The organism is Micromonospora sp. NPDC047187, assembly GCF_040643355.1.
GTDB lineage: Bacteria > Actinomycetota > Actinomycetes > Mycobacteriales > Micromonosporaceae > Micromonospora > Micromonospora salmantinae.
Window position 1 is genome coordinate 72,429 of record NZ_JBEYUF010000005.1, and the last position, 21,248, is coordinate 93,676.

Below are 21,248 nucleotides of genomic sequence, written 5' to 3' on the forward strand. Positions count from 1 at the left end.
CGTTAACGGAAGGTTCCGCCCGAGCGGCGACGGAATGAACCTTAACGCGCGGACCGCGTCGCCCCAACGCGGGCGACGCGGTCCTCAGGTGCCGTGTCGATGCCGGACGTTCGCCGGAACTCTACTTGCTGTTCGCGTACGCCTCGTAGGCCCGGATGACCTCGTCGGTGGGACCGTCCATCCGGATGAGGCCCGATTCCAGCCAGATCGTCCGTTCGCAGGTGTCCCGTACGGAGGAGAGCTGGTGGCTGACCAGGAACACCGTCCCCGCGCCCTCCCGCAACTCCCGCACCCGCTGCTCGCTGCGCTTGCGGAAGCCCTTGTCGCCGGTGGCGAGCGCCTCGTCGATGAGCAGCACGTCGTGCTTCTTGGCGGCGGCGATGGAGAACCGCAGCCGGGCCGCCATGCCGGACGAGTACGTCCGCATTGGCAGGCTGGCGAAGTCACCCCGCTCGTTGATCCCGGAGAAGTCGATGATCCCCGCGGCCTGCTTGGCCACGTCATCGGGGTGCATGCCCATGGCCAGGCAGCCGAGGGTGACGTTGCGCTCCCCGGATAGGTCGTTGAGCAGGGCGGCGTTCACGCCGAGCAGGGACGGCTGCCCCTGGGTGTGGATGGCGCCCCGGTTGACCGGCAGCAGGCCGGCGATGGCCCGCAGGATGGTGGACTTGCCGGAGCCGTTGCTGCCGATCAGCCCGATCGCCTCGCCCCGGTACGCGGTGAAGGAGACGCCCTTGACGGCGTGCACCTCCCGCACGTTCGGCGCGTGGGTGCGCTTCACCAGCCGGCGCAGCGCGGCCACCGGCGTGGTGCCACCGGCGGCGCCCTGGTGCACCCGGTAGATGATGTGCGCGTCGTCCACGACCACTGTCGGGATGCGCTCCTGGGTTCGGGTCATCGTCGCGCTCGCCTCAACGGGGGCGTCGAAGTGATCAACCACGGCCGTACTCCTGTTCGCCGCGCCAGAAGTAGATGAAACCGCCGATGCCGGCGACCAGCGCCCACCCGGCGCCGACCAGCCAGAGCTGGGTCAGCGACTCGTTGAGCAGCGGCGCCTCCTCGAGCAGCGCGTACCGGGCCAGCTCGATGTAGACCAGCAGCGGGTTGTACTGCACAAGCGTCGTCGCCCAGCCGGGCAGCCGGTCGAAGAGGCTGACGCTGTAGAGGACGCCGGAGCCGTACATCCAGGTCCGCATGATGAACGGCATGACCTGCTTCAGGTCGCTCGCCTTGGCGCCCAGCCGGGCGACGAACAGCACCACGCCGGCGTTGAACACCGCCTGCAGCAGCAGCGCGGGCAGCAGCATCAGCCACTTCCAGGTGAGCGGCTCACCGGTGACCAGCACGATGCCGACCAGCACCACCATCGAGGCCAGCAGTTGCTGGAACTGGGTGATCGTGGTGGACAGCGGCAGGCTGGCCCGGGGGAAGTGCAGTGCCCGGATCAACCCCAGGTTGCTGCTGATCGACTGGGTGCCGGCCAGGATCGCGCTCTGGGTGAAGTTGAAGATGAACAGCCCGGTGGTCAGGTAGGCGATGAAGTTCGGGATGTTGTCGTTCTGCGCCAGCACCACCCCGAAGATCAGGTAGTAGACCGCCGCGTTGGTCAGCGGGGTGAGCACCTGCCAGAGCTGACCCAGCTTGGCGTTGCTGTACGAGGCGACGAGCTTGGCGTTGGCGTACGCGGCGATGAAGTGCCGGTAGGCCCAGAGTCGGCGGCTGTACTCGACGAGGCTGGGTCGCTCACCGGCGACCCGTAGCCCGTGCCGAGCGGCCAGCTGCGCCTGGGTCAGGCCCGTGTCGGGGTCGACCAGCGCGGTGGTGGCCATGGAAATGGCGCTCCGATCTTTCGTGCAGACGGGGGTTGCTCGCGACGATCGAATCCTAGTGGGAAATTTGCGCGGGGCGCCGCCTCGTCGCTGCGAGGACAGTAGTCCGAAACACGTCGGGACGCAACCGTACCGTCGTTGCGCTACGCTGTCCGGCGTGACCTGCGATAAGAGCCCTCGATGACCACCGAGAAGAGGCGGGCGCCGGCCGGCGCGGCGGTGCTGCGCGACGAGATCACCACGGCGATCCGCCGGGCGCTGATGCAGGAGCTCGCCGCGGTCGGCTACGGCAGGCTCTCCATCGAGGCGGTGGCCCGGCGGGCCGGCGTCAGCAAGACGGCGATCTACCGACGGTGGAGCTCGAAGCTCAATCTGGTGCTGGAGGTCGTCGCCGCCGCGGCACACGGCAAGCTCCCCGTACTGGACACCGGCACGCTGCGCGGTGATCTCGCGCTGCTGTTCCAGGCGGTGGCGCACGCGCTGGGCCACCCACTGGCGTCGCAGATCATTCCGGATCTTCTGGCCGAGGCCGCCCGCAACCCCAGCATCGACGCGACCCTGCGTCAGGTGCTGCGCGCCCGGCAGCAGGAGATCGGCGGTCACCTGGTCACCCGGGCCGTGCAGCGTGGCGAACTGCCCGCCGACACGGAGCTGGACGCCGCCGTCGACCTCATCGTGGGGCCGCTCTACTGGCGGCTCGCCATCGCCCGTCTCCCACTCACCGACGGCTACCTCGACAACCTGGTCGAATCCGTGGCCGCCGGGCTCGGCGCCGACAGCGTGCTGCCCCGCCCCCGGGCGGCACCGATGGCGGGTTGACCAGCCCTCCGACACTCGGTCGCCGGCAGCAGCGGCCGCCCTGCCCGATTCCGCTACGCTGCCCCCTTGACACCCGGCCGTCACCGTGCCGATGCCCCTGATCCGTCTGACGAGTAAGGACGCCCGTGGCCAACGTCGACAGCATCGCCGTAGCGCCCGCCGAACCGGATCCGACGCCGCGGCCCGGGCAGGCATCCCGGCCCGCCGCCGCCCGCGCCGGGCTGTCCCGGGTACGCGCGCTGGTGGCCGTCGCCCCGGCGGTGCTCACCGATGGCGCGGTGATCGCGTTCGCGCTCTTCACAGTGCTCTACCACCTGGCCTTCCTGGGTGACCTGCGTCCGTCGGTCACCTTCCGGATCTGGCTGCTGGCCTGTGTGGTGCTCGCTGTCGTGGCCGTGCTGCGCGCCCGCCGCCGCACCCCGGCCGACAGCACCCCGGCCGACAGCGCGCCGGCGGCTCAGGAGCCCGTCAGCGCGCGGCCCGCCGCCGACCGTCGCCTGCTGATCGGTGTGCTGGCCGCCGCCGCCGTTGCCGCCGTCTCCGCCGGTCTGGCCAACACCAGCGTCAACGTCTCCTGGTGGATCCCGGCAGTGTCCGGCCTGCTCGCGGCCGTCGGCGGGATGCTGCTGGTGCGCCAGGCCTGGCTGAGTGGCCCGACGCCCACCCCGGCCGCCCCGGCACCCACCCCGGCGCAGTCGGCGTACGCGCTGGTCGTCTCGGTCCTGGTCGGCATCTCGTCGTTCTTCATGGCTCGCAACACCCCGGACGACGTCTACTACGTCGGCAAGTCGGTGTGGATCGCCGAGCGTGACCTGATCCCGCTCAACGACTTCCTGTTCTCCGAGAACGTGCTGCCGTCGATGGGCTCGCAGCCGCCCATCCCGTCGATCGAGGTGTTCGACGGCGCGTTCGCCAACGTCGTCGGCATCCACGCCAGCTCGGCCCTCTGGTACGTGCTGCTGCCGATCATGGCGGTGCTCGCAGCGCTGGCGTTGTGGCGGCTGACGCACCGGTGGGCCCCGCGCCGTCCGGTGCTCGCCTTCACCGTGGCGATCGCGTACCTCTACCTCGTCGCGGGCGGGGACGCCGCACTGGGCACGTTCCACCTTCCCCGGCTGCACGAGGGCAAGGGCATGTTCGTCTCGGCGGTCATCCCGCTGATGTGGCTCTACCTGACCGAGTGGTTCGACAACCGGTCGCGGCGCAGCCTGCTGCTCATCGTGGCGCTCTCGATCACCGCGATCGGGCTCACCAACACCGCGGCGATCATCCTGCCGATGCTCATCGGCGCCGCCGGGTTCGCCATGCTGCTGGTCGGCCGGTGGAAGGCGGCCGTGGTCGCGGCGGTCGCCGCCCTCGCGTACCCGATCGGCTCGCTGGTGGTCTCCCGCCTGGTGCTCGGCGGGATGAGCGCGACGGGCGCGGACGACGCCTTCTTCGACGCCGCGTACACCTACCGGCGAACCCTGCTGTTCGGCGTGGTCGGGGTGATCAGCGGTCTGGCGCTGTGGTGCGGCGCGTTGCTCGCCCGTCGGCGTACGCCCGCGCTGCTCGCCGCCGGCGCCGCCCTCGCGCTGAGCGTGTTGTTCGTGCCCGGCGTGCTGGAGTTGCTGAGCGCGTTGAGCGGCATCTCGGTGGTGCTCTGGCGCGTGCCGTGGTTGCTCGCCCTGCCGACGTTGATCGGTCTGCTCTGCACGGTGCGCGTGCCGGCACCGACCCGGGCGCTGCGCCGGGCGGCGTCCGGGGGGATCGCGGTGCTGCTGGTCGCCTCGTTCGCGCTGTTCGCCACCCCGATGTGGTCGCCGAAGAGTTGGGTCGACGTGCACGACCGCCCCACCTGGAAGCTTCCGCAGCAGCGTCAGGCGATCGCGTTCTGGATCAAGGACCTGGACCGTCCGCAGGGCCTGCTGCTCGCCCCTAAGACGATCATGCGCACCACGCCGATCGTCACCAGCGAGGTCCGGGTCGTGCTGCCCCGCGACTTCTACCTCGTCGAGTACGACCTCAGCTCCCAGTTCGCCAAGGACCGCCTGCTGCTCGCCGGCTTCGCGGACGGCGCCGCCAGCCCGACGCCGGCCGAGTTGACGCCGGCACTGGACCGCCTCGACGTGGGCACCATCTGCGTCTACAACGGCAACCGCTACGCCCGCGACACCGCGCCGCAGCTGGGTTACCAGGAGTTCGCCAAGCGCAAGGCGCCCGGCGCGATGACCTGCTTCCGGCGGGTCGGCTGAGCGCTTCACCCGCACCGAGCGCCCGGCCCCGTGGTGGGGTCGGGCGCGCCCCGGTTCGGAACTTTGCCCGAAATGGTGCCGGATACCCGAGCGACACCGAGCTGTCCCCTCGCGTTAAGGTCGCAGTCACACGGAGCCGGCCGCGACTGAGCCGCTGCGCGACGGGGGAGTGACGTCGGTCCATCACGGGCACCGCCCGCAACGAAATCTCGTAGGGAGCGAACTCGTTTGTTCGGCACGTTGACAGGACGCCTCGGGGTGGCCGCCCAGAGTGCGCTGCTGGTACTGGCCTACCTGGTCATGCTCGTCGGTGGCGTATTCGGTTGGATCGGCCTGTTCGCCGTCGCCGGGTTGGCCGCCATCATCGGCGAATTCGCCGTCGCCCGCTGGTCACCGCCGTCGCAACTGCTGTTGGAGAAGGTGGGCCTGCACTGGTCGTACCGGCAGCTGACCCGCGACCTCGCCGCCGTGTTGCTGGTCGTCGCCGAGGTGCGGCTCAGCGGCGGCGAGCTGACCCTCCTGCTGGTGCTACCGGCCGTGGTGTGGGTCGTGTCGGTCTTCGCGGGTGCGCTCTCCACAATGATCGAGCGTCGTAACCCGCTCTCCGCCATGGTGCGCAACATCGACCTGGGTCCACTGTCCAGCGCCCCACAGCCGCCCGCCTGGGCGGCGGCGGTTGCCGGTGACCGGATGCCGCTGCTCAACCTGCTGCTGGTGCCGGCCGGCGTGGCCGCCGCGGTGCAGCACGATCCGACGCCGTTCTTCGTGGCCGGCGCGGTGGCGGTCGTGGCGACCGGTCTGGTGGGCGCCATCATCGCGCTGACCTGGCTGCGGGGTCGGGGTGCCGGGCAGGGTCCGTTGCTGCCGGCGGTCCAGCGCTGGCTGGACAACTACCGGCCGGAGGTGGCGCTCTACTTCGCCGGCCCGGCCAAGGACGTCTACCAGGCGAACATGTGGCTCGCCCCGACCGAGGCGCTCGAACAGCGCGCGGTGGTGCTGATGCGCAGCCGGGAGGCGTTCCTGGAGCTGGCCGACACCCGGCTGCCGGTGATCTGCGTACCGGCCGGCGTCGACTTCATGAACCTCGACCTCGGCGGCATCCGCGCGGCGCTCTACTCCGCGAACGTCGGCGCGAACATCCACATGCTCCGCGAGCCGGGTACGAAGCACGTCTTCGTCGGGCACGGCGACAGCGACAAGCAGGCCAGCGTCAACCCCTACAGCAAGGTGTACGACGAGGTCTGGGTCGCCGGCCTGGCCGGCCGGGAGCGCTACGCGCGGGCCGGCGTGGGGGTGCTCGACTCGGACATCGTCGAGATCGGCCGGCCGCAGCTCGCCGGGGTGCACACCTTCGGTGCCGAGTCGGTGGACCGGCCGTTCACGGTGCTGTACGCGCCCACCTGGGAGGGTTGGCTCGACGACGACCCGTACCACACCTCGCTGGTGCTGATGGGTGAGCGGATCGTCAAGGGGCTGCTCGCCACGAATCCCCGGGTCCGCCTGATCTACAAGCCGCACCCGCTCACCGGGTCGCGGTCCAAGGCGGCGAAGGCCGTGCACGACCGGATCGTCACGGCGATCCGCGCGGCCGGCGGCAACCCGGACGCGTCCTCGCTGGACGGCACCGCGCACCTGGTGGTCACCGGCCGCACGCCGGCGCTGTTCGACTGCTTCAACCAGACCGACCTGCTGATCAGCGACGTGTCCAGTGTGGTGTCCGACTTCGTGCAGAGCCAGCGGCCGTACGTGGTGGCCAACCCGGCCGGCCTGTCGGAGGACGACTTCCGCCGCGAGTACCCGACGGCGCGGGCCGCGTACCTGCTCTCCAAGGACTGCGGTGAGCTGGAGAAGATCGTGTCGGTCACCCGGGCCGGTGACGACCCGATGACCGAGGCCCGCCGGGAGCTGAAGACCTACCTGCTCGGCCCGGCCGAGGCGAACCCGATGGACCGGTTCCAGCAGGAGATCGACCGGCTCTGCCACTGAGTTCCGTCCGTACGGCATCGCGCCCGGCCCGACACTGTCGGGTCGGGCGCGTCCGTGTCAGCCAGCAGGGCGACCACGGATCAGGCCAGCAGAGCGGCCACCGGATCACCCCAGCAGAGCGGCCACCGGATCAGGCCAGCAGAGCGGCCACCGCGTCGGCGGCCGGAAGGTCCGCCGGCAACGCCCGCGCCGCCACCACCGCCGCGACCGGCAGCGGGCCGTACACGTGCGGGAAGAGTTGCCCGCCGCGCGACGGCTCCCACCGCAGCGCGTCGCCCAGCCGCTCCTCCTCGACGCTGAGCATTGTCACCCCGGTCGCCCCGGTGAAGTACCGCCGTGCCGTCTCGACCACCTGGTCGGAGCCGGAGAGATGGATGAAGCCGTCCTGCCGGTCCACCGCGGAGCCGGTGAAGGCACCGGCGGCGAGGGCGTCGTCCCATTCGGCGCTCGACAGCAGTTTGTAGATCACCACAGCAGCGTACGGGGCCGTGGTCGGCGCGCCCGCCCGGTTTTCGCCGGTACCGCCGCGCCCGTCGCCTCCCGCCGGGCATGCTCAGGTCAAGGGCCGCGGAGGGATGGGCGATGCAGAGCTACGACGATGACTGGACCGACAGCCAGCGCGCGCTGTACGACGAGTGCTACCAGGCTGGCGGCGAGTGGGCCGACGACCCGGACACGTCGTCCGACGACGTGCAGCACGTGATCAACCTGGCCGAGGCGGACGACGACGCCTTCCAGGACGCCGAGATCGACTATCCGGCCCTGGTCGACGCTGTCACCCAGGCCAGCGGGGTCAGCGTCACCAGCGTGCCGGCCAGCCACGAGGACCCGGGCTTCCGCGGGTTCACCGACGGCGTCCGGGACGCCACCGCCGACGACACCTTCGGCCTGTAGCGGCCGGTAGCCCGCCCGGCGCGGGTGGGCGGCCTCCCGGTCCGCGCGCACTTCTGCCACCATTCGCAGAACAGCGCTGCGAGGGACGGGGGCACGGGTGCGGATCCTGCTGGTGGAGGACGACCGCCGGGTGGCCGCTGCGCTGTCCTCCGCCCTCACCCGCCGGGGGTACGAGGTCGAGCACGCCGCCACCGTTGCCGCCGCGCTCTCCGCCGCACCCTGTGACCTGGTGCTGCTCGACCTGACGCTGCCCGACGGGGACGGCACGGACCTGTGCCGGGAGCTGCGTCGGCGCAGCAGTCAGCTCGGCATCATCGCGGTGACCGCCCGGGGTGAGGAACGTGACCGGGTGCTGGGTCTGCGCCTTGGCGCGGACGACTACGTGGTCAAGCCGTTCTCGATGGTGGAGTTGCAGGCCCGCATCGAGGCGGTGTTGCGCCGTGCCGCGAACGCGGCGCCCGAGCGGCACCTCATCGAGGCCGGGCCGGTCCGCATCGACGTGGCAGCGCGGACGGTGACCGTCGAGGGCCGTGCCGTCACGTTGACCCGCAAGGAGTTCGACGTGCTGCTCTCGCTGGCCCGCCAGCCCGGGGTGGCGGTGCCCCGCGACCGGATCCTGCTCGACGCCTGGGGCACCACCTGGGCCGACCGGCACACCGTGGAGGTGCACGTCGGCTCGCTGCGCGGCAAGCTCGGCGACTCCCGCCTGGTGGAGACCGTACGCGGCGTCGGCTACCGACTGCGCGACGCGTGAGGAGCTGACGTGCGCCGTCGCCTGGTGATCAGCTATCTGCTGCTGATGGTCCTCGTCCTCATCGCGTTGGAGACCCCACTGGCCGCCACCATGGCCAGCCGCGAGACCGAACGGGTCCGCGCCGACCGGCTCGCCGACGCCACCCGGTTCGCCTCGCTGGCCGGTCCGGCGTTGCGTGACGGCGGCCCTGGCCCGATCGAGTCGGAGCTGACCAGCTACGACGACCTGTACGCGATCAGCGCCGCGATCGTCGACCGGGACCGGAACATCCCGGTCTCGTCGCCGAGGTGGCAGGCCAGCCCGGGGACCGCGACGGTGCTGGACGTCGCGCTGTCCGGGCAGCAGACCAGCGCCCCCGAGTCGGTCTGGCCCTGGACGACCGACCCCGTGGTGGTGGCGGTGCCGATAAACGACGGAGGTGAGGTGCTCGGAGCGGTGGTGATCGTGACCCCGGCCGGCCCGATCCGCCGAGCCGTCGTCGCGTGGTGGCTGCTGCTCGCCCTGGCCGGTCTGCTCGCCGTGCTGGCCTGCGTGCTCACCGCGTTCGGGCTGGCCGGTTGGGTGCTGCGACCGGTCACCGAGCTGGACGCGGTCACCCACGAGATCGCCGAGGGCGACCGGGGCGCCCGGGTGCAGCACCGGCTGGGACCGCCGGAGCTGCGCCGCCTCGCGGCCAGCTTCAACCACATGGCCGACGTGGTCTCCGACGTGATGGACCGGCAGCGTGCCTTCGTCGCGCACGCCAGCCACCAACTGCGCAACCCGCTCACCGCGCTGCGGCTGCGGGTGGAGGAGTTGGGGCCCAGCCTGACCGACCCGGACGGTCGGTCCGAGCACCGGCTGGCCCTGGAGGAGACCGACCGGCTCGCGCTGGTGCTCGACGCGCTGCTCACCCTCGCCCGCGCCGAACGGGAGGAGAACGAGCGCGTCACGGTGGACGCCGCCGCGGTGGCCGCCTCCCGGGTGGCCGCGTGGGCGCCGCTGGCCCGGCACCGGTCGGTCGCGTTGCGGCTGGCCACGACCGACGCCCCGGCGTACGCGCAGACCGTGCCGACCGCCGTCGACCAGGCGCTGGACGCGCTCATCGACAACGCGGTGAAGTTCAGCGGGGCGGGCGGGGCGGTGACGGTGACGGTGGCCCGCCGCGACGGCGGGGTGGCGCTGGAGGTTCGCGACTCCGGCCCCGGCATGACCGAGAGTCAGCTCGGTCAGGCGACCGAACGGTTCTGGCGGGCCCCGGACGCGCAGAACGTGGACGGGGCGGGGCTCGGTCTGACCATCGCCGCCGTGCTGGTGGACGCCTCGGACGGGCGGCTCACCATGCGCCCGGGGGAGTCGCGGGGGCTGATCGCCGCCCTGTGGTTCCCGACGCCGACCCTTGCGGTGGAGCCGGCGGAGGAGGAACCGGCCGCCGACCTGCGACCCTCCCCGGCGCGGTGAGGCCCGGCCGTCACGGTTTGGTGGCGCGGTACCAGGACGCCGCGCCCGGGTGCAGCGACAGCGGCGCGGTGACGATCGCCGAGCGGGGGCTCATCCGTCCCGCCGCCGGATGGGCGGCGGCCAGCTCGGCCCGGCGTTCCATCAGCAGCCGGGTCACCTCACGGACCAACGGCTCCGGCAGGTCGGCCCGGACGATCAGGTAGTTCGGGTCGGCCACGGTGGTCACCGCGTCCACCCCGTACACCGAGCGGGGGATGTCCCGGGAGACGTACACCTGGCCGTAGCGCGAGCGCAGCGGCTCGGTCCACTCGCTGAGGTCCACGATCCGAATGGCGCTGGCCTCGGCCAACTCCTCGATGCCCCGGACCGGCAACCCACCGGAGAAGAAGAACGCGTCGATCCGCCCGGACCGCAGCGCCGTCACCGAATCGTCCAGTCCGAGCCGTTCCCGGCGCACCTCGTCACCACCGAGGCGGGCCACCTCCAGCAGCCGGGTCGCGGTGATCTCGGTGCCCGAGCCGGCCGCGCCGACGGAGACTCGCCGGCCCCGCAGGTCGGCGACAGTACGGACCGGGCCGCCGCTCGTGGTGACGAGGTGCAGTTGGTCGTCGTACACCCGGGCGACGGCGTCGACAGTGGGGCTTCCCGTCGTGCTGGTGGGCAGCACGTCGGCCTGGGTGAAGCCCAGCTCGGCCCCGCCGGAGCCGACGAGTTGAACGTTCTCCGCCGAGGCGGCGGTGACCACCACGCTGGCCCGTACGTCGGGGAGTTCCCGGTTGAGGATGGCCGCCAGGGACTGCCCGAACGCGTAGTAGACAGCGGTGGGGCTGCCGGTGGCGATCCGGATCGACGTCGGGTCGGTCGGGGTGTCCCGGCAGCTGGCGACGGCCAGGTTCGCGATCAGCAGGACCGTCGACAGGGTGGCCAGGCCGGCGCGGCGGGACGAGGTACGACTCACGCGGTGCACTGTGCGCCGTCGGGCGGGTGCGCGCAAGCCCGGGTTGGCGGTGTCCCGGACGGTCGGAACCCGCTCAGCAGGCGGCGCGACCTGCCGGCGCCACGCCCGCGCCCCGTGCCGACGCCGGGGTCACCCCGGGCGCCGTCCCGGGTTCCGCCATCGGCCCGCGCGCCGGCTCCAACGCCGCGCTGCGCAGGATCCGTTGCCGGTCCGCGCCGTCGGCCACGCTGACCAGGAAGCAACCGGTGCCGGGGCGGAGCCGGGCCGGCACGTCGAGCACGGCCGCGCCCCGGATCAGCACCGCGGCCAGCTCCCGGTCGGTGAGCCGGACACCGAGGATGTGCCGGCGGACGTGCCGCCCGGCGGCCAGCAACGCCGAACGCCAGGCCGCCTCCGCCAGGCGGGTCACCAACCGCCGGCGGGCCGGTGAGGCGCCAGGCAGCGGCCCGCCGAGCAGCTCGCGTCGCCCCTGCCACCAGCCCGCGTCCAACATCCGGGTGTACGCGCCCTGGTGCTCCCGGGGCACCCACAGCCGGTGCAGCTCGTAGCGGCGACGCAGGCCACCGACGGCCACCTCGTGGGTGACCGGGATGTCGAGCCGGTTGAGCAGTTGCCGCATCCGCTGCGCGGCGTCCTCCCGGTTGAACTCCACCCCGGCGGTGTGCTCGGCACGGACCGCGCTGGGCCGGGCGGCGGTCGGTGGTGGTGTGCAACGCAGCAGGCAGGCAGCCTCGAACGCGTCGCCCAGCGTCAGCCAGCCCAGCGGGGACGGGGCGGTCGGGGTGTGAGGCCGGTCGAGCACTGCGGGTTCGTGGGTCAACGGAGGCTCCCTTGTCGGAGTCTGGGTTGCCCTACCGTGGCCCCTGGCACGCGGTTACGGAACCGGTCCGGCCCAGCCTTGAGCAAATCTTGCGGCTGCGGTGCCCCTACAGGTCGGTGACCACCAGATCCAGCTGGCGCACCCGGCCCGCGGCGGTGTCGTGCTCCAGCACTGTGTGCTTCAACTCCCGCAGGGCGCCCACGAGCTCCGCGGCGGTGCGCGGCCGGGCGCCGGCGACGAGCAGGTCCCGGACCAGACGCCCCTTTGTCGCCTTGTTGAAGTGACTGACCACCGAGCGGACCGGCACGCCGTCGACCTCCCGTTCGTGCAGAACCCGCACCGTGACCGTGCGCTCGGCCAGCTCACCGCGCGGCGTCCAGGTGGCGGCGTACGCGCCCGAGCGCAGGTCCAGCACCGGGCCGCGCCCGGCGGCGCCGTCCACCGCCGGCGTCAGCTCCCTGCGCCAGTACGTCGACAGCGCCCCGACGTCGGGCAGGCGGGCGCCGATCGGGCAGCGGTACGGCGGGATCCGGTCGGCCAACCGGACCGCGCCCCACAACCCGGAGCTGATCAGGATCGACCGGCGGGCCGCCCGTTGCGCCGTGGCCGGCAACGAGGCCAGGTCCAACGCCTCGTAGAGCACCCCGGTGTAGAGCCGCTCGGCCGGCGCGGTGGCAGCCTCCCGCAGTCGGGCGTTGCGCCGCAGCTCGCCCCGCTGGCCCTCGCTGAGGCCGAGCGCCGCCCGCGCGGCCTCCTCGTCCGGCCCGGCGCTCAGCGCCACAAGGGCGTCCAGCACCCGCTGGCGGGCCGGGTTCAGCTCGGGCAGCGAGAGCCGGTCCGGGGCCCAACGCCGTCCGGTGCCGGCGTCGGCCTTCCCCTCCGAGGGCGGCAACAGGATGAGCATGGGTCTCCTCGACGGGCGAAACTGCGGCGCCCACGCGCCGGCCCGGCCAGCGTACGACCAGCCCCTACCGCCAGGGCCGCACCGGGGTGTCGGGGTGGTACACGCGATAGCCGCCGACCTCCCGCGCCGGCGCGGTGTCGGCCCGGTCGGCGAGCAGCCGGCGCAGCCGCCGGTCCATCGGCGAGTCGATCTCCACCACGTAGCCCGGCCGCTCGGCCCGCCCCACCTGCCGCCAGTACGGCCGGTAGCGGTTCTGTCCCGGCGACAGGTCCCCGTCGAGCACCCCGCAGACCACCGACTCATCCGTGTTGAAGATCAATCGGTTGCAGGTCCAGTAGTCCCCGTACACCTCGTGGGGTCCGTCGGCGCGTAGGGCGGCGGCCAACTCCCGGGCCTGGCGCTCCTCGGTCCGCGACGCCGCGGTGCCGGTGGCCGCGAACAGCACGGTGATCACCAGGGTGGTCACGGTCAGTGCGGCCAGCACGGCGGCGGACAGCGCGCCGGTGAGCCGTCCCAGCACGCTGCTGGTGCCCCGCCAGGCGGTGAGCGCCGCCACCCAGAGCGGCCAGAGCACCGCCGGCAGCGACAGTTGCAGCACCGACAGGTAGCGGGCGTTGTCCAGCGGGCTGGTCGCGGCGAGCGGACTGCGCACGTACGACAGCAGTGTCAACGCCGCGCCGGCGATCAGCGCGAGCTGCACGACCGGCCCGACCCGCTCCCCACGCAGCGCCCCGGCCCCGCGTCCGACCCGCTCCCCGTGGGGCGCCCCGACGGCGCGACGGTACGCGAGCACAGCGAGTGCCGCGCCGGCCAGCAGCAGCACCGGGTACAGCACGCCGAACCACTGTTGCCAGCGTCCGCAGCCGTCCACCGGGCAGAGCCCGTGCGCCAGCGGCACCCCCTCCAGCAGGCCGCCCCGGATCCGGTCGGACCACGGCGGCTGCGGCCCGGCCTTGGTGCTGACCTCCCGGAACACCGACAGCGAGTCCTCACCGGGCCCGGCCCGCAGGTTGTCCACGATCATCGGGGCCACACCGACGACCACCCCCGCTGCCAGCAGCAGACCGGACCAGCCGAGCAACTCCCGCCGTACCGCCCAGACCAGTGCCAACCCGGCCACCGCGAGGTACGGCAGGATCAGCCAGTCCGACCAGACGGCCAGTCCGACGAGCAGCCCGAACAGACCGACCGCGAGCCGTCGGCGGTGGACAGTGCCGGCCGCCAACCCCACTGTGATCAACAGCATCAGCAGCACCGCCGGCTTCACCTCCGGCCGCCCACCGACGACGGTGAGCTGGTCGCGCACCACCCGCTCCGGCCCGAGCGCGAGCAGACCCACCACGAAGGCGGCGAACCACGGGGTGCCGAGCCGACGGGTCAACCGGTGGATCAGGTAGAGGAAGATCGCGTACAGGGCGAGCATCGGCAGGCGCAGCACCGGCCAGCTCGGCCCGGCCACCGCCACCAGGGGAGCGGCCAGGTACGACTCCAGCATCCCCATGTAGTGCTGGCCGTAGAGGAAGACCGGGTGTTCCCGGCCCTGCCCGATGTGCAGCGCGGCGAGCCCGAAGGTCGCCTCGTCGCTGTTCGACACCGGCACCGTGAACAGCGTCAGGACCAGCCGGTAGACGACACCGGCGAGCCCGAACAGCAGCGCGACGAGCGCCGGCCGATCGAGTCGCGGGCGCCATCGCCCACGGTGGTGCTCTGGATGCGACACGACCAACGCCCCCGTCGTCGTCCCGACCGGAGTGTTTCACGTTCGGCCGGGTCGCCGAGGTGGATCGGCGTAGCCGGGGTGGGGCTGGATCGTCTCCACGGTGGCCGGGCCGCAGCGCGCTGCCGGGCTCGGCTCGCGTGGCCGTGGCTGTCGACGTGTGGCAGGGTTGGCGCGTGCCACCCACTCCCGCCGGCCAACTGGCCGTTCCGAACCTGCACCGGGCTGCGCGGATCGAGGACGCCGTTCACCAGCTCGTCGAGCGCCGGCTGCGGCGCACCGGCTGGCGGGTCAACATCGTCGCGTACACCGGCTACGGCGCGCCGGGTTGGGTGCGCGTGATGTGTCGGGTGCTGCTGGGCCGTCCGGACACCCGCCAGCGGGGTCGGCTGGACAAGGTTCGCGGCTGGCGCAGCTTCACGACGCTGCCGAACAAGCACGTCACGGTGACCATCGAGGCCGGCGGGGTGCGGCACGAGACGCGGGCCGACCGCAGCGGCTTCGTCGACACCCTGGTCGAGGCGGACCTGCCGCCCGGTTGGGGTACGGTCCGGCTCAGTGTCCCGGACGCCGAGCCGGTCGACGCCCCGGTGCGCATCCTCGACCCGGAGGTCAAGTTCGGCATCATCTCCGACATCGACGACACGGTGATGGTGACCGCGCTGCCCCGGCCGCTGCTCGCCGCATGGAACACGTTCGTGCTCGACGAGCACGCCCGCAACGCGGTGCCCGGCATGGCGGTGCTCTACGAGCGGCTGGTCACCGCGCACCCCGGCGCACCGGTGTTCTACCTCTCCACCGGGGCCTGGAACGTGGCGCCCACGCTGACCCGCTTCCTGTCCCGGCACCTCTATCCGGCCGGGCCGCTGCTGCTCACCGACTGGGGTCCGACCGCCGACCGGTGGTTCCGCAGCGGGCGGGAGCACAAGCGGGTCACCCTGGCCCGGATGGCCAAGGAGTTTCCCGACGTGAAGTGGCTGTTGGTGGGCGACGACGGGCAGCACGACCAGGAGATCTACCGCGAGTTCGCCGCCGCCCACCCGGAGAACGTCGCCGGGGTGGCGATCCGTCGGCTCTCCCCGACGCAGTCGGTGCTGGCCGGTAGCCTGCCTGCCCCGGCAGGTGCGTCGTCGGCGGGACCGGTGGGGCAGAAGTGGCTCTCCGCCCCGGACGGCGCCGGCCTGTGGCAGCTGCTGCGCGACGCCGGCCTGGTCTGACCACGCCCGTTGGCCACGAAGACGAGTTACCGGCCTTCGAACACGTCCTCAAGCACGAGTCTTGCCCGGCCTGGCACCTCTTCTTCAGGGAAGATCTCGGCACAGAGGCTGAGCACCTGCTCGGTAGTGGTCAACTCGAGATGCTCCACCAGGAATCGGATGTCTTCGGCGTCCCGACGTCGCGCGGCGAGCACTTTCATGGCGAGCAGGTGTTCCGGGGACGCTGCCGAGACCCGTAGGCCTGGGTGGTCGAAGACGCGCGGCGCTGCTGCGTCGCCCCCGGCGGCGACGTATGCGCTGGCTTGTTCGTTCAGCCACCAATGCGGTAGGCCGAGTTCATCCGCGACAGCCCGCGCTTCATCGAGCACGATGCCGTGTGGTTGGAACACCGCGTCGATGTCCCGGGTTGCTCGCCGCGCGTCGTATGCCAGCGCCATGGCAGCCCCGCCAAAGATGTACAGGTCAGCGACCACACCTCTCTTGGCTAACCGGTCGCCGAGTCTGCGTAGGGCGTTTTCGATCGCCGCCCGATCCAGCAGGGGGTCGTCGAGGCTCATGCGACTTTCAACTCCTGCGGAGAGACGAACACGCCTCGCCGCCGGAACGCCGCAGGCGCGTGAACGACCGCGTCGACCCGGGCAGCGGGCGTGTTGAAGGGGAACCAGAACCGCCGCAGCGTCCGCCGCTCAACCCACGCAGGCGCGCCACACCCGTCCTTGGCGGCAAGGTGCTCCGTCATTGCCGCAAGGAACACGTCCCAACGCTCGTCACCCGTAGACGGTGGCTCTTGGGTGAGCAGGTCAACGCGGCGCTCGGGCGGTTCCCAGCCATACTCCTCCAGGAACTCCGCCACCAGACGCCACCGTTGTGTGTCGTCGCGGCCGACGAGCAGGACGCCCATACGCGCCATCGTCAACGGCTCATACCTCGCAGGACGACTGTTCACACCACCAACGCTAGTACAGCGAGAGACATATCTGCCGTAAGGCTCTTTCCCCCGAGCTTGTCGTCGCCACGGTCCAGGCCGGCCGGGTGTTCGGCCGGTGCCGGTGGCGGCACGGGTCAGCCCTGGCGGAGCCAGATGGCACCGAGCGGGGGGACCTGGAGGGCCGCCGAGGCGACCATTCCGTGCCACGGCACGTCCTCGGCGTGCACCGCACCCATGTTGCCCACCCCGGAACCGCCGTAGTGGTGGGCGTCGGTGTTGAGCACCTCGGTCCACGTCCCGCCGGCCGGCAGGCCGATCCGGTAGTCGTGCAGTGGCTGGGCGGAGAAGTTCGCCACGCACACCAGCGTCGAGCCGTCCGGGGCGATCCGGACGAACGACACGGTGTTGTTGGCGACGTCGTCGCCGGCGATCCAGCGGAACCCGGCCGGCTCGGTGTCCTGGGCCCAGAGCGCCGGAGTTTCCCGGTAGACCCGGTTGAGGTCACCGACGAGTCGTTGCACGCCGGCGCGGGCCGGGTCGTGCAGCAGGTACCAGTCGAGGCCGCGCTCCTCGCTCCACTCCCGGTCGTCGGCCAGTTCGGAGCCCATGAAGAGCAGTTGCTTGCCGGGGTGGGCCCACATGTACGCCAGCAGCGCCCGCACGTTCGCCAGCCGCTGCCAGGTGTCACCGGGCATCTTGCCGGCCAGTGAGCCCTTGCCGTGCACCACCTCGTCGTGGCTGATCGGCAGCACGTAGTTCTCGCTCCAGGCGTACGCCAGGGAGAAGGTGAGCTGGTGGTGGTGGTGCTGGCGGTAGATCGGGTCCTTCGAGGTGTAGAGCAGGGTGTCGTGCATCCAGCCCATGTTCCACTTGAACCCGAAGCCCAGCCCGCCGTCGGCGGTGGGGCGGGTGACGCCCGGCCAGGCGGTGGACTCCTCGGCGATCATGACGACGCCGGCGTGGTGCTTGTAGACGGTCGCGTTCACCTCCTGCATGAGCGCGATGGCCTCCAGGTTCTCCCGGCCGCCGTACTTGTTCGGGGCCCACTCGCCGTGGTTGCGGGAGTAGTCCAGGTAGAGCATCGAGGCGACCGCGTCGACCCGCAGCCCGTCGACGTGGAACTGGTCGCACCAGTAGAGCGCGTTGGCGACCAGGAAGTTGCGTACCTCGTTGCGGCCGAAGTCGAAGACGTACGTGCCCCAGTCGGGGTGCTCGCCGCGCCGCGGGTCGGGGTGCTCGTAGAGCGGGGTGCCGTCGAAGCGCGCGAGGGCCCACTCGTCCTTCGGGAAGTGCGCGGGCACCCAGTCCAGGAGTACGCCGATGCCGGCGGCGTGCAGCCGGTCGACGAGGTGGCGGAACTCGTCCGGGTCGCCGAATCGGGAGGTCGGCGCGTAGTAGCCGGTCACCTGGTAGCCCCAGGAGCCGCCGAACGGGTGCTCCATCACCGGCAGGAACTCCACGTGCGTGAAGCCCAGTTCGGTCACGTACGCGGTGAGTTGCTCGGCCAGTTGGCGGTAGCCCAGGCCGGGCCGCCACGAACCAAGGTGCACCTCGTAGACGCTCATCGGTTCCTGGTGCGGCTGTCGTTCGGCCCGCCGGGCCAGCCAGTCCGCGTCGTCCCACCGGTACGTCGAGTGGTGCACCACCGAGGCGGTGGCCGGCGGCACCTCGGCGTACGCGGCGAGGGGGTCGGCCTTGTCCCGCCACTGCCCGTCGGCGCCCAGCACCCGGTACTTGTAGCGGGCCCCGGCCCGGGCGTTGGGGACGAACAGCTCCCACACCCCGCTGGAGCCGAGCGACCGCATCGGCCAGCCGTCGTCGGGACCCCAGCCGGTGAAGTCGCCGATCACCCGCACCCCACGGGCGTTGGGCGCCCAGACGCTGAACGCCACGCCCTCGTCGAAGACCCGGGCGCCGAGCGCCTCCCACAGTCGCTCGTGCCGGCCCTCGCGGATCAGGTGCAGGTCCAGCTCACCGAGGGTCGGCGGGTAGCGGTACGGGTCGTCGTGGGCGGTGCCGTCGACCTCCACCCGGTAGTCGAGCACGGTGCCGTCGACCTGCGCCTCGAAGACACCCACGTCGTGCACCCGCTTCATCGGGTGCCGCTCGTCGCCGACGATCAGGGCGACGTCGCCGGCGCCCCGGCGCATCGTGCGGATCGTCGTCGAGCCGTCGGCGGGGTGCGCGCCGAGCAGCGCGTGCGGGTCGTGCGTCGCGCCGGAGATCAGCTGGTCCATCGGTCGTCCTTCGGAGCGGCGTCGGTCGGTACGGGGGCGGACGGGCGGGTGGCCGCTCGGCGCGGTGGGGTCGGAACCGGGCCCGACCGGCGGGGCGGAGTCGGAACGGGAGCTGTCGACGCGGCAGCTGTCGACGCAGGAGGCGCCGGAGCAGGAGGCGTCGGTGCAGGAGCTGTCGGCGCAGGAGCTGTCGGCGCAGGAGGTGTCGGCGCAGGAGGTGTCGGGACGGGAGCTGTCGGCGCGGTGCCGCCGGAAAGGTCGTCCGGCACCTCGGCGACGGTGAGGTCGGCCGGCTCGGCGCCCGCCGGCTCCGGCGGGGTCGGCGGGGTCGGGCGACGCACTGTCAACACGTGCGCGGGTTGCAGGTACGGGTCGAGCCGTACCGCGTTGCGCTGACCCCAGTCGTAGCTGGTGCCGGTCAGCTCGTCGTGCACCGTGAACCGTTCGTGCCAGTCGAAGCCGAGCGCCGGCATGTCGAGGGTGGTGTTGCCCCACTGCACGACGCGCGGGTCGAACGAGCAGATCACGATGACGGTGTTGCCGGTTTCCGGGTCGTGCTTCGACCAGCAAAGCAGCGCCGGGTTGTCGATCTCGTGGAAGCGCAGGTTGCGGAGCTGGTGCAGGGCCGGGTTGTGGTGGCGTACCCGGTTGAGGGTGGCCAGGAACGGCGCCAGCGAGCGGCCCTGCGCCTCGGCGCCGGCCCAGTCCCGGGGTCGCAGCTGGTACTTCTCGTTGTCCAGGTACTCCTCGGCGCCCGGTCGGGCCACGTGCTCGAACAGCTCGTAGCCCGCGTACAGGCCCCAGGAGGGGGAGAGCAGCGCGGCCAGCACCGCCCGGATCTTGAACATCGGTGGGCCGCCGTGCTGCAGCGACTCGTGCAGGATGTCCGGGGTGTTCGGCCAGAAGTTCGGCCGCATGTAGTCGGCCGCCTCGATCAGCTCCTCGCAGTACGCCCGCATCTCGGCCGCCGTCGTGCGCCAGGTGAAATAGGTGTACGACTGGGTGAAGCCGATCTTGCCGAGGCCGTGCATGATGGCCGGCCGGGTGAACGCCTCGGCCAGGAACAGCACGTCCGGGTCGACCGCCTTCACCTCGGCGATCAGCCAGTGCCAGAAGTCGAACGGCTTGGTGTGCGGGTTGTCCACCCGGAAGATCCGGATGCCCTCGCCGACCCAGTGCAGCACCACCCGCAGCACCTCGGCCCGGATGCCCTCCGGGTCGTTGTCGAAGTTGACCGGGTAGATGTCCTGGTACTTCTTCGGCGGGTTCTCCGCGTACGCGATGCTGCCGTCGGCCCGGGTGGTGAACCACTCCGGGTGCTCGGTGACCCAGGGGTGGTCCGGCGCGCACTGCAACGCCAGGTCCATCGCCACTTCCAGGCCCTGTGCCGCCGCCGCCTGGATGAAGGCCCGGAAGTCCGCCTGCGTACCCAGGTCGGGGTGGATCGTGTCGTGGCCGCCCTCGGCGGCGCCGATCGCCCACGGCGAGCCGACGTCGGTCGGCCCGGCGGTGAGCGCGTTGTTCGGGCCCTTGCGGTTGACCCGGCCGATCGGGTGGATCGGCGGCAGGTAGAGCACGTCGAAGCCCATCGCGGCCACCCCCGGCAGCCGCTCGGTGGCGGTGGCGAAGGTGCCGGACCGGCCGCCTGCCGCTCCTTCGGAGCGGGGGAAGAACTCGTACCAGGCCGAGTAGAGCGCCCGCTTGCGGTCAACCCAGATCGAGTACGTGTCACCGACGGTGACGAGCTCCCGCACCGGGTGCTCCCAGAGCAGGTCGGCCAGGGCCAGCGCCCTGTCGACCCGCTGCGCCAGCGGCAGGTCGGTGTCGACCAGCGCGGTGAGCGCGTCGGCGACCCGGGGTCGATCGGCGGTCGGCACGAGGCCCCGGGCGGCGGCGAGCACCCGCGCGCCCTCGGCCAGGTCGTTGGCCAGGTCCTCCGGCCCCTGCCCGGCGGCGATCTTCTTGGTCACCGCGTTCTGCCAGGTCAGGTACGGGTCCTGGAACGCCTCGACGGAGAAGGTCCACGAGCCGACGGCGTCCGGTGCGATGGTGGCGTGCCAGCGGTCCTGGCCGGGCTCGCCGGGGCGCATCCGGGTGAACGGCCGGCTCGCGCCGTCCGGACCAGCCCACACCACGTTGCAGCCCAGCGCGTCGTGCCCCTCCCGGTAGGCGCGCGCCGACACCGGAACGGGCTCGTCGACCACCGCCTTGGCCGGGTATCGCCCGCACGAGACGACAGGGGAGACGTCTTCGATCGGGAACCGTCCAGTCACCCCGCCAACCTACTGCGCGAGATCCGTTCGCGCGCGGCCAAGCACCCCACCCGCTACTCCTCCCAGCTCCCCGCGGCGACATCGCTCAGACCGCGCGTCGAGAAGTGTCACGTATCGGCAGTATTACGTGACGGAGGTGCAGAGCATGCGGTTGGACAGCAAGGGCCAGGTGACGATCCCGGCGGCGCTGCGGGCTCGATACAACCTGCACGAGGGCGACGAGGTTGACGTGGTTGAG

General features: G+C 71.9%; 17 protein-coding genes and 2 pseudogenes. 8 read left to right on the forward strand and 11 right to left on the reverse strand.

Annotated features, from left to right (window positions below; translation table 11 throughout):
* Window positions 1-121: 121 nt before the first annotated feature.
* Together ABZ794_RS11385 and ABZ794_RS11390 are read right to left on the reverse strand one after the other, a co-directional pair.
* Window positions 122-898, reverse strand: coding sequence for an ABC transporter ATP-binding protein (locus ABZ794_RS11385; RefSeq protein ID WP_210781399.1), 777 nt, complete (start codon window positions 896-898; stop codon window positions 122-124).
* 34 nt (window positions 899-932) lie between these two features.
* Window positions 933-1,829, reverse strand: coding sequence for an ABC transporter permease (locus tag ABZ794_RS11390; protein WP_210781314.1), 897 nt, complete (start codon window positions 1,827-1,829; stop codon window positions 933-935).
* Between the two features lie 180 nt (window positions 1,830-2,009).
* Between ABZ794_RS11390 and ABZ794_RS11395 the strand changes: the two genes are divergently transcribed.
* The 3 genes from ABZ794_RS11395 to ABZ794_RS11405 all read left to right on the forward strand — a co-directional run bounded on the left by ABZ794_RS11395 (window position 2,010) and on the right by ABZ794_RS11405 (window position 6,868).
* On the forward strand, window positions 2,010-2,648 hold the full coding sequence (locus ABZ794_RS11395) for a TetR/AcrR family transcriptional regulator (RefSeq protein WP_238688058.1): 639 nt from the start codon (window positions 2,010-2,012) through the stop codon (window positions 2,646-2,648).
* A gap of 125 nt (window positions 2,649-2,773) precedes the next feature.
* Window positions 2,774-4,882: a DUF6077 domain-containing protein gene (locus tag ABZ794_RS11400; RefSeq protein WP_357515374.1), complete on the forward strand. Its 2,109-nt coding sequence runs from the start codon at window positions 2,774-2,776 to the stop codon at window positions 4,880-4,882.
* Window positions 4,883-5,110: 228 nt separating this feature from the next.
* Window positions 5,111-6,868, forward strand: coding sequence for a CDP-glycerol glycerophosphotransferase family protein (locus tag ABZ794_RS11405; protein WP_210781317.1), 1,758 nt, complete (start codon window positions 5,111-5,113; stop codon window positions 6,866-6,868).
* A 130-nt stretch (window positions 6,869-6,998) separates the two neighbouring features.
* Here ABZ794_RS11405 and ABZ794_RS11410 read toward each other — a convergent pair whose 3' ends face one another.
* Window positions 6,999-7,337: a DUF952 domain-containing protein gene (locus ABZ794_RS11410; protein ID WP_210781318.1), complete on the reverse strand. Its 339-nt coding sequence runs from the start codon at window positions 7,335-7,337 to the stop codon at window positions 6,999-7,001.
* Between the two features lie 113 nt (window positions 7,338-7,450).
* Between ABZ794_RS11410 and ABZ794_RS11415 the strand changes: the two genes are divergently transcribed.
* From ABZ794_RS11415 to ABZ794_RS11425, 3 genes are all read left to right on the forward strand, one after another.
* On the forward strand, window positions 7,451-7,762 hold the full coding sequence (locus tag ABZ794_RS11415) for a hypothetical protein (RefSeq protein WP_210781319.1): 312 nt from the start codon (window positions 7,451-7,453) through the stop codon (window positions 7,760-7,762).
* A gap of 97 nt (window positions 7,763-7,859) precedes the next feature.
* Window positions 7,860-8,516 carry a response regulator transcription factor gene (locus ABZ794_RS11420; RefSeq protein ID WP_210781320.1) on the forward strand — a complete coding sequence of 219 codons (657 nt, stop codon included), beginning with the start codon at window positions 7,860-7,862 and terminating at the stop codon, window positions 8,514-8,516.
* A 9-nt stretch (window positions 8,517-8,525) separates the two neighbouring features.
* Window positions 8,526-9,956 (forward strand): HAMP domain-containing sensor histidine kinase, encoded by a 1,431-nt coding sequence (locus tag ABZ794_RS11425; protein WP_357515377.1) that lies wholly within the window; start codon window positions 8,526-8,528, stop codon window positions 9,954-9,956.
* A gap of 10 nt (window positions 9,957-9,966) precedes the next feature.
* On the opposite strand, the gene ABZ794_RS11430 is transcribed toward ABZ794_RS11425, so the two are convergent.
* From ABZ794_RS11430 to ABZ794_RS11445, 4 genes are all read right to left on the reverse strand, one after another.
* A complete protein-coding gene (locus ABZ794_RS11430) occupies window positions 9,967-10,923 on the reverse strand; it encodes a TAXI family TRAP transporter solute-binding subunit (protein ID WP_238688060.1) in 957 nt (318 codons plus the stop codon).
* 64 nt (window positions 10,924-10,987) lie between these two features.
* Window positions 10,988-11,734: a hypothetical protein gene (locus tag ABZ794_RS11435; RefSeq protein ID WP_238688061.1), complete on the reverse strand. Its 747-nt coding sequence runs from the start codon at window positions 11,732-11,734 to the stop codon at window positions 10,988-10,990.
* A 106-nt stretch (window positions 11,735-11,840) separates the two neighbouring features.
* Complete coding sequence (gene yaaA / locus ABZ794_RS11440; protein WP_238688062.1) at window positions 11,841-12,638, reverse strand: peroxide stress protein YaaA; 798 nt, start codon at window positions 12,636-12,638, stop codon at window positions 11,841-11,843.
* Between the two features lie 64 nt (window positions 12,639-12,702).
* Window positions 12,703-14,358, reverse strand: a complete 1,656-nt coding sequence (locus ABZ794_RS11445; RefSeq protein ID WP_357515381.1) for a hypothetical protein — start codon at window positions 14,356-14,358, stop codon at window positions 12,703-12,705.
* A 173-nt stretch (window positions 14,359-14,531) separates the two neighbouring features.
* Here ABZ794_RS11445 and ABZ794_RS11450 point away from each other — a divergent pair, with 173 nt between their 5' ends.
* Window positions 14,532-15,572 carry a phosphatase domain-containing protein gene (locus ABZ794_RS11450; RefSeq protein ID WP_210781325.1) on the forward strand — a complete coding sequence of 347 codons (1,041 nt, stop codon included), beginning with the start codon at window positions 14,532-14,534 and terminating at the stop codon, window positions 15,570-15,572.
* Window positions 15,573-15,598: 26 nt separating this feature from the next.
* Here the strand turns inward: ABZ794_RS11450 and ABZ794_RS11455 are convergent, their stop codons facing one another.
* The 4 genes and pseudogenes from ABZ794_RS11455 to ABZ794_RS11470 form a co-directional block, all read right to left on the reverse strand.
* The gene (locus ABZ794_RS11455) at window positions 15,599-16,129 is read right to left on the reverse strand and encodes a DUF6036 family nucleotidyltransferase (RefSeq protein ID WP_210781326.1); all 531 of its coding nucleotides are present in this window, start codon (window positions 16,127-16,129) and stop codon (window positions 15,599-15,601) included.
* Complete coding sequence (locus ABZ794_RS11460) at window positions 16,126-16,473, reverse strand: hypothetical protein (protein ID WP_210781327.1); 348 nt, start codon at window positions 16,471-16,473, stop codon at window positions 16,126-16,128. Before ABZ794_RS11460 ends, ABZ794_RS11455 begins: the two co-directional genes overlap by 4 nt.
* Window positions 16,474-16,634: 161 nt before the next feature.
* The gene (gene glgB, locus ABZ794_RS11465; protein ID WP_238688064.1) at window positions 16,635-18,737 is read right to left on the reverse strand and encodes a 1,4-alpha-glucan branching protein GlgB; all 2,103 of its coding nucleotides are present in this window, start codon (window positions 18,735-18,737) and stop codon (window positions 16,635-16,637) included.
* Window positions 18,738-18,964: 227 nt separating this feature from the next.
* Window positions 18,965-21,010: pseudogene (locus tag ABZ794_RS11470) on the reverse strand (maltotransferase domain-containing protein); the annotation flags it as partial.
* A 145-nt stretch (window positions 21,011-21,155) separates the two neighbouring features.
* On the opposite strand from ABZ794_RS11470, the pseudogene ABZ794_RS11475 reads away from it, so the two are divergent.
* Window positions 21,156-21,221: pseudogene (locus ABZ794_RS11475) on the forward strand (AbrB/MazE/SpoVT family DNA-binding domain-containing protein); the annotation flags it as partial.
* Window positions 21,222-21,248: the final 27 nt, after the last annotated feature.

Excerpts from the sequence above, each read along its gene's own strand:
- ABZ794_RS11385 (WP_210781399.1), bottom strand. The coding sequence starts at position 898 with ATGACCCGAACCCAGGAGCGCATCCCGACAGTGGTCGTGGACGACGCG.
- ABZ794_RS11390 (WP_210781314.1), bottom strand. The coding sequence starts at position 1,829 with ATGGCCACCACCGCGCTGGTCGACCCCGACACGGGCCTGACCCAGGCG.
- ABZ794_RS11395 (WP_238688058.1), top strand. The coding sequence starts at position 2,010 with ATGACCACCGAGAAGAGGCGGGCGCCGGCCGGCGCGGCGGTGCTGCGC.
- ABZ794_RS11415 (WP_210781319.1), top strand. The coding sequence starts at position 7,451 with ATGCAGAGCTACGACGATGACTGGACCGACAGCCAGCGCGCGCTGTAC.
- yaaA (WP_238688062.1), bottom strand. The coding sequence starts at position 12,638 with ATGCTCATCCTGTTGCCGCCCTCGGAGGGGAAGGCCGACGCCGGCACC.
- ABZ794_RS11455 (WP_210781326.1), bottom strand. The coding sequence starts at position 16,129 with ATGAGCCTCGACGACCCCCTGCTGGATCGGGCGGCGATCGAAAACGCC.
- ABZ794_RS11460 (WP_210781327.1), bottom strand. The coding sequence starts at position 16,473 with ATGGGCGTCCTGCTCGTCGGCCGCGACGACACACAACGGTGGCGTCTG.
- glgB (WP_238688064.1), bottom strand. The coding sequence starts at position 18,737 with ATGGACCAGCTGATCTCCGGCGCGACGCACGACCCGCACGCGCTGCTC.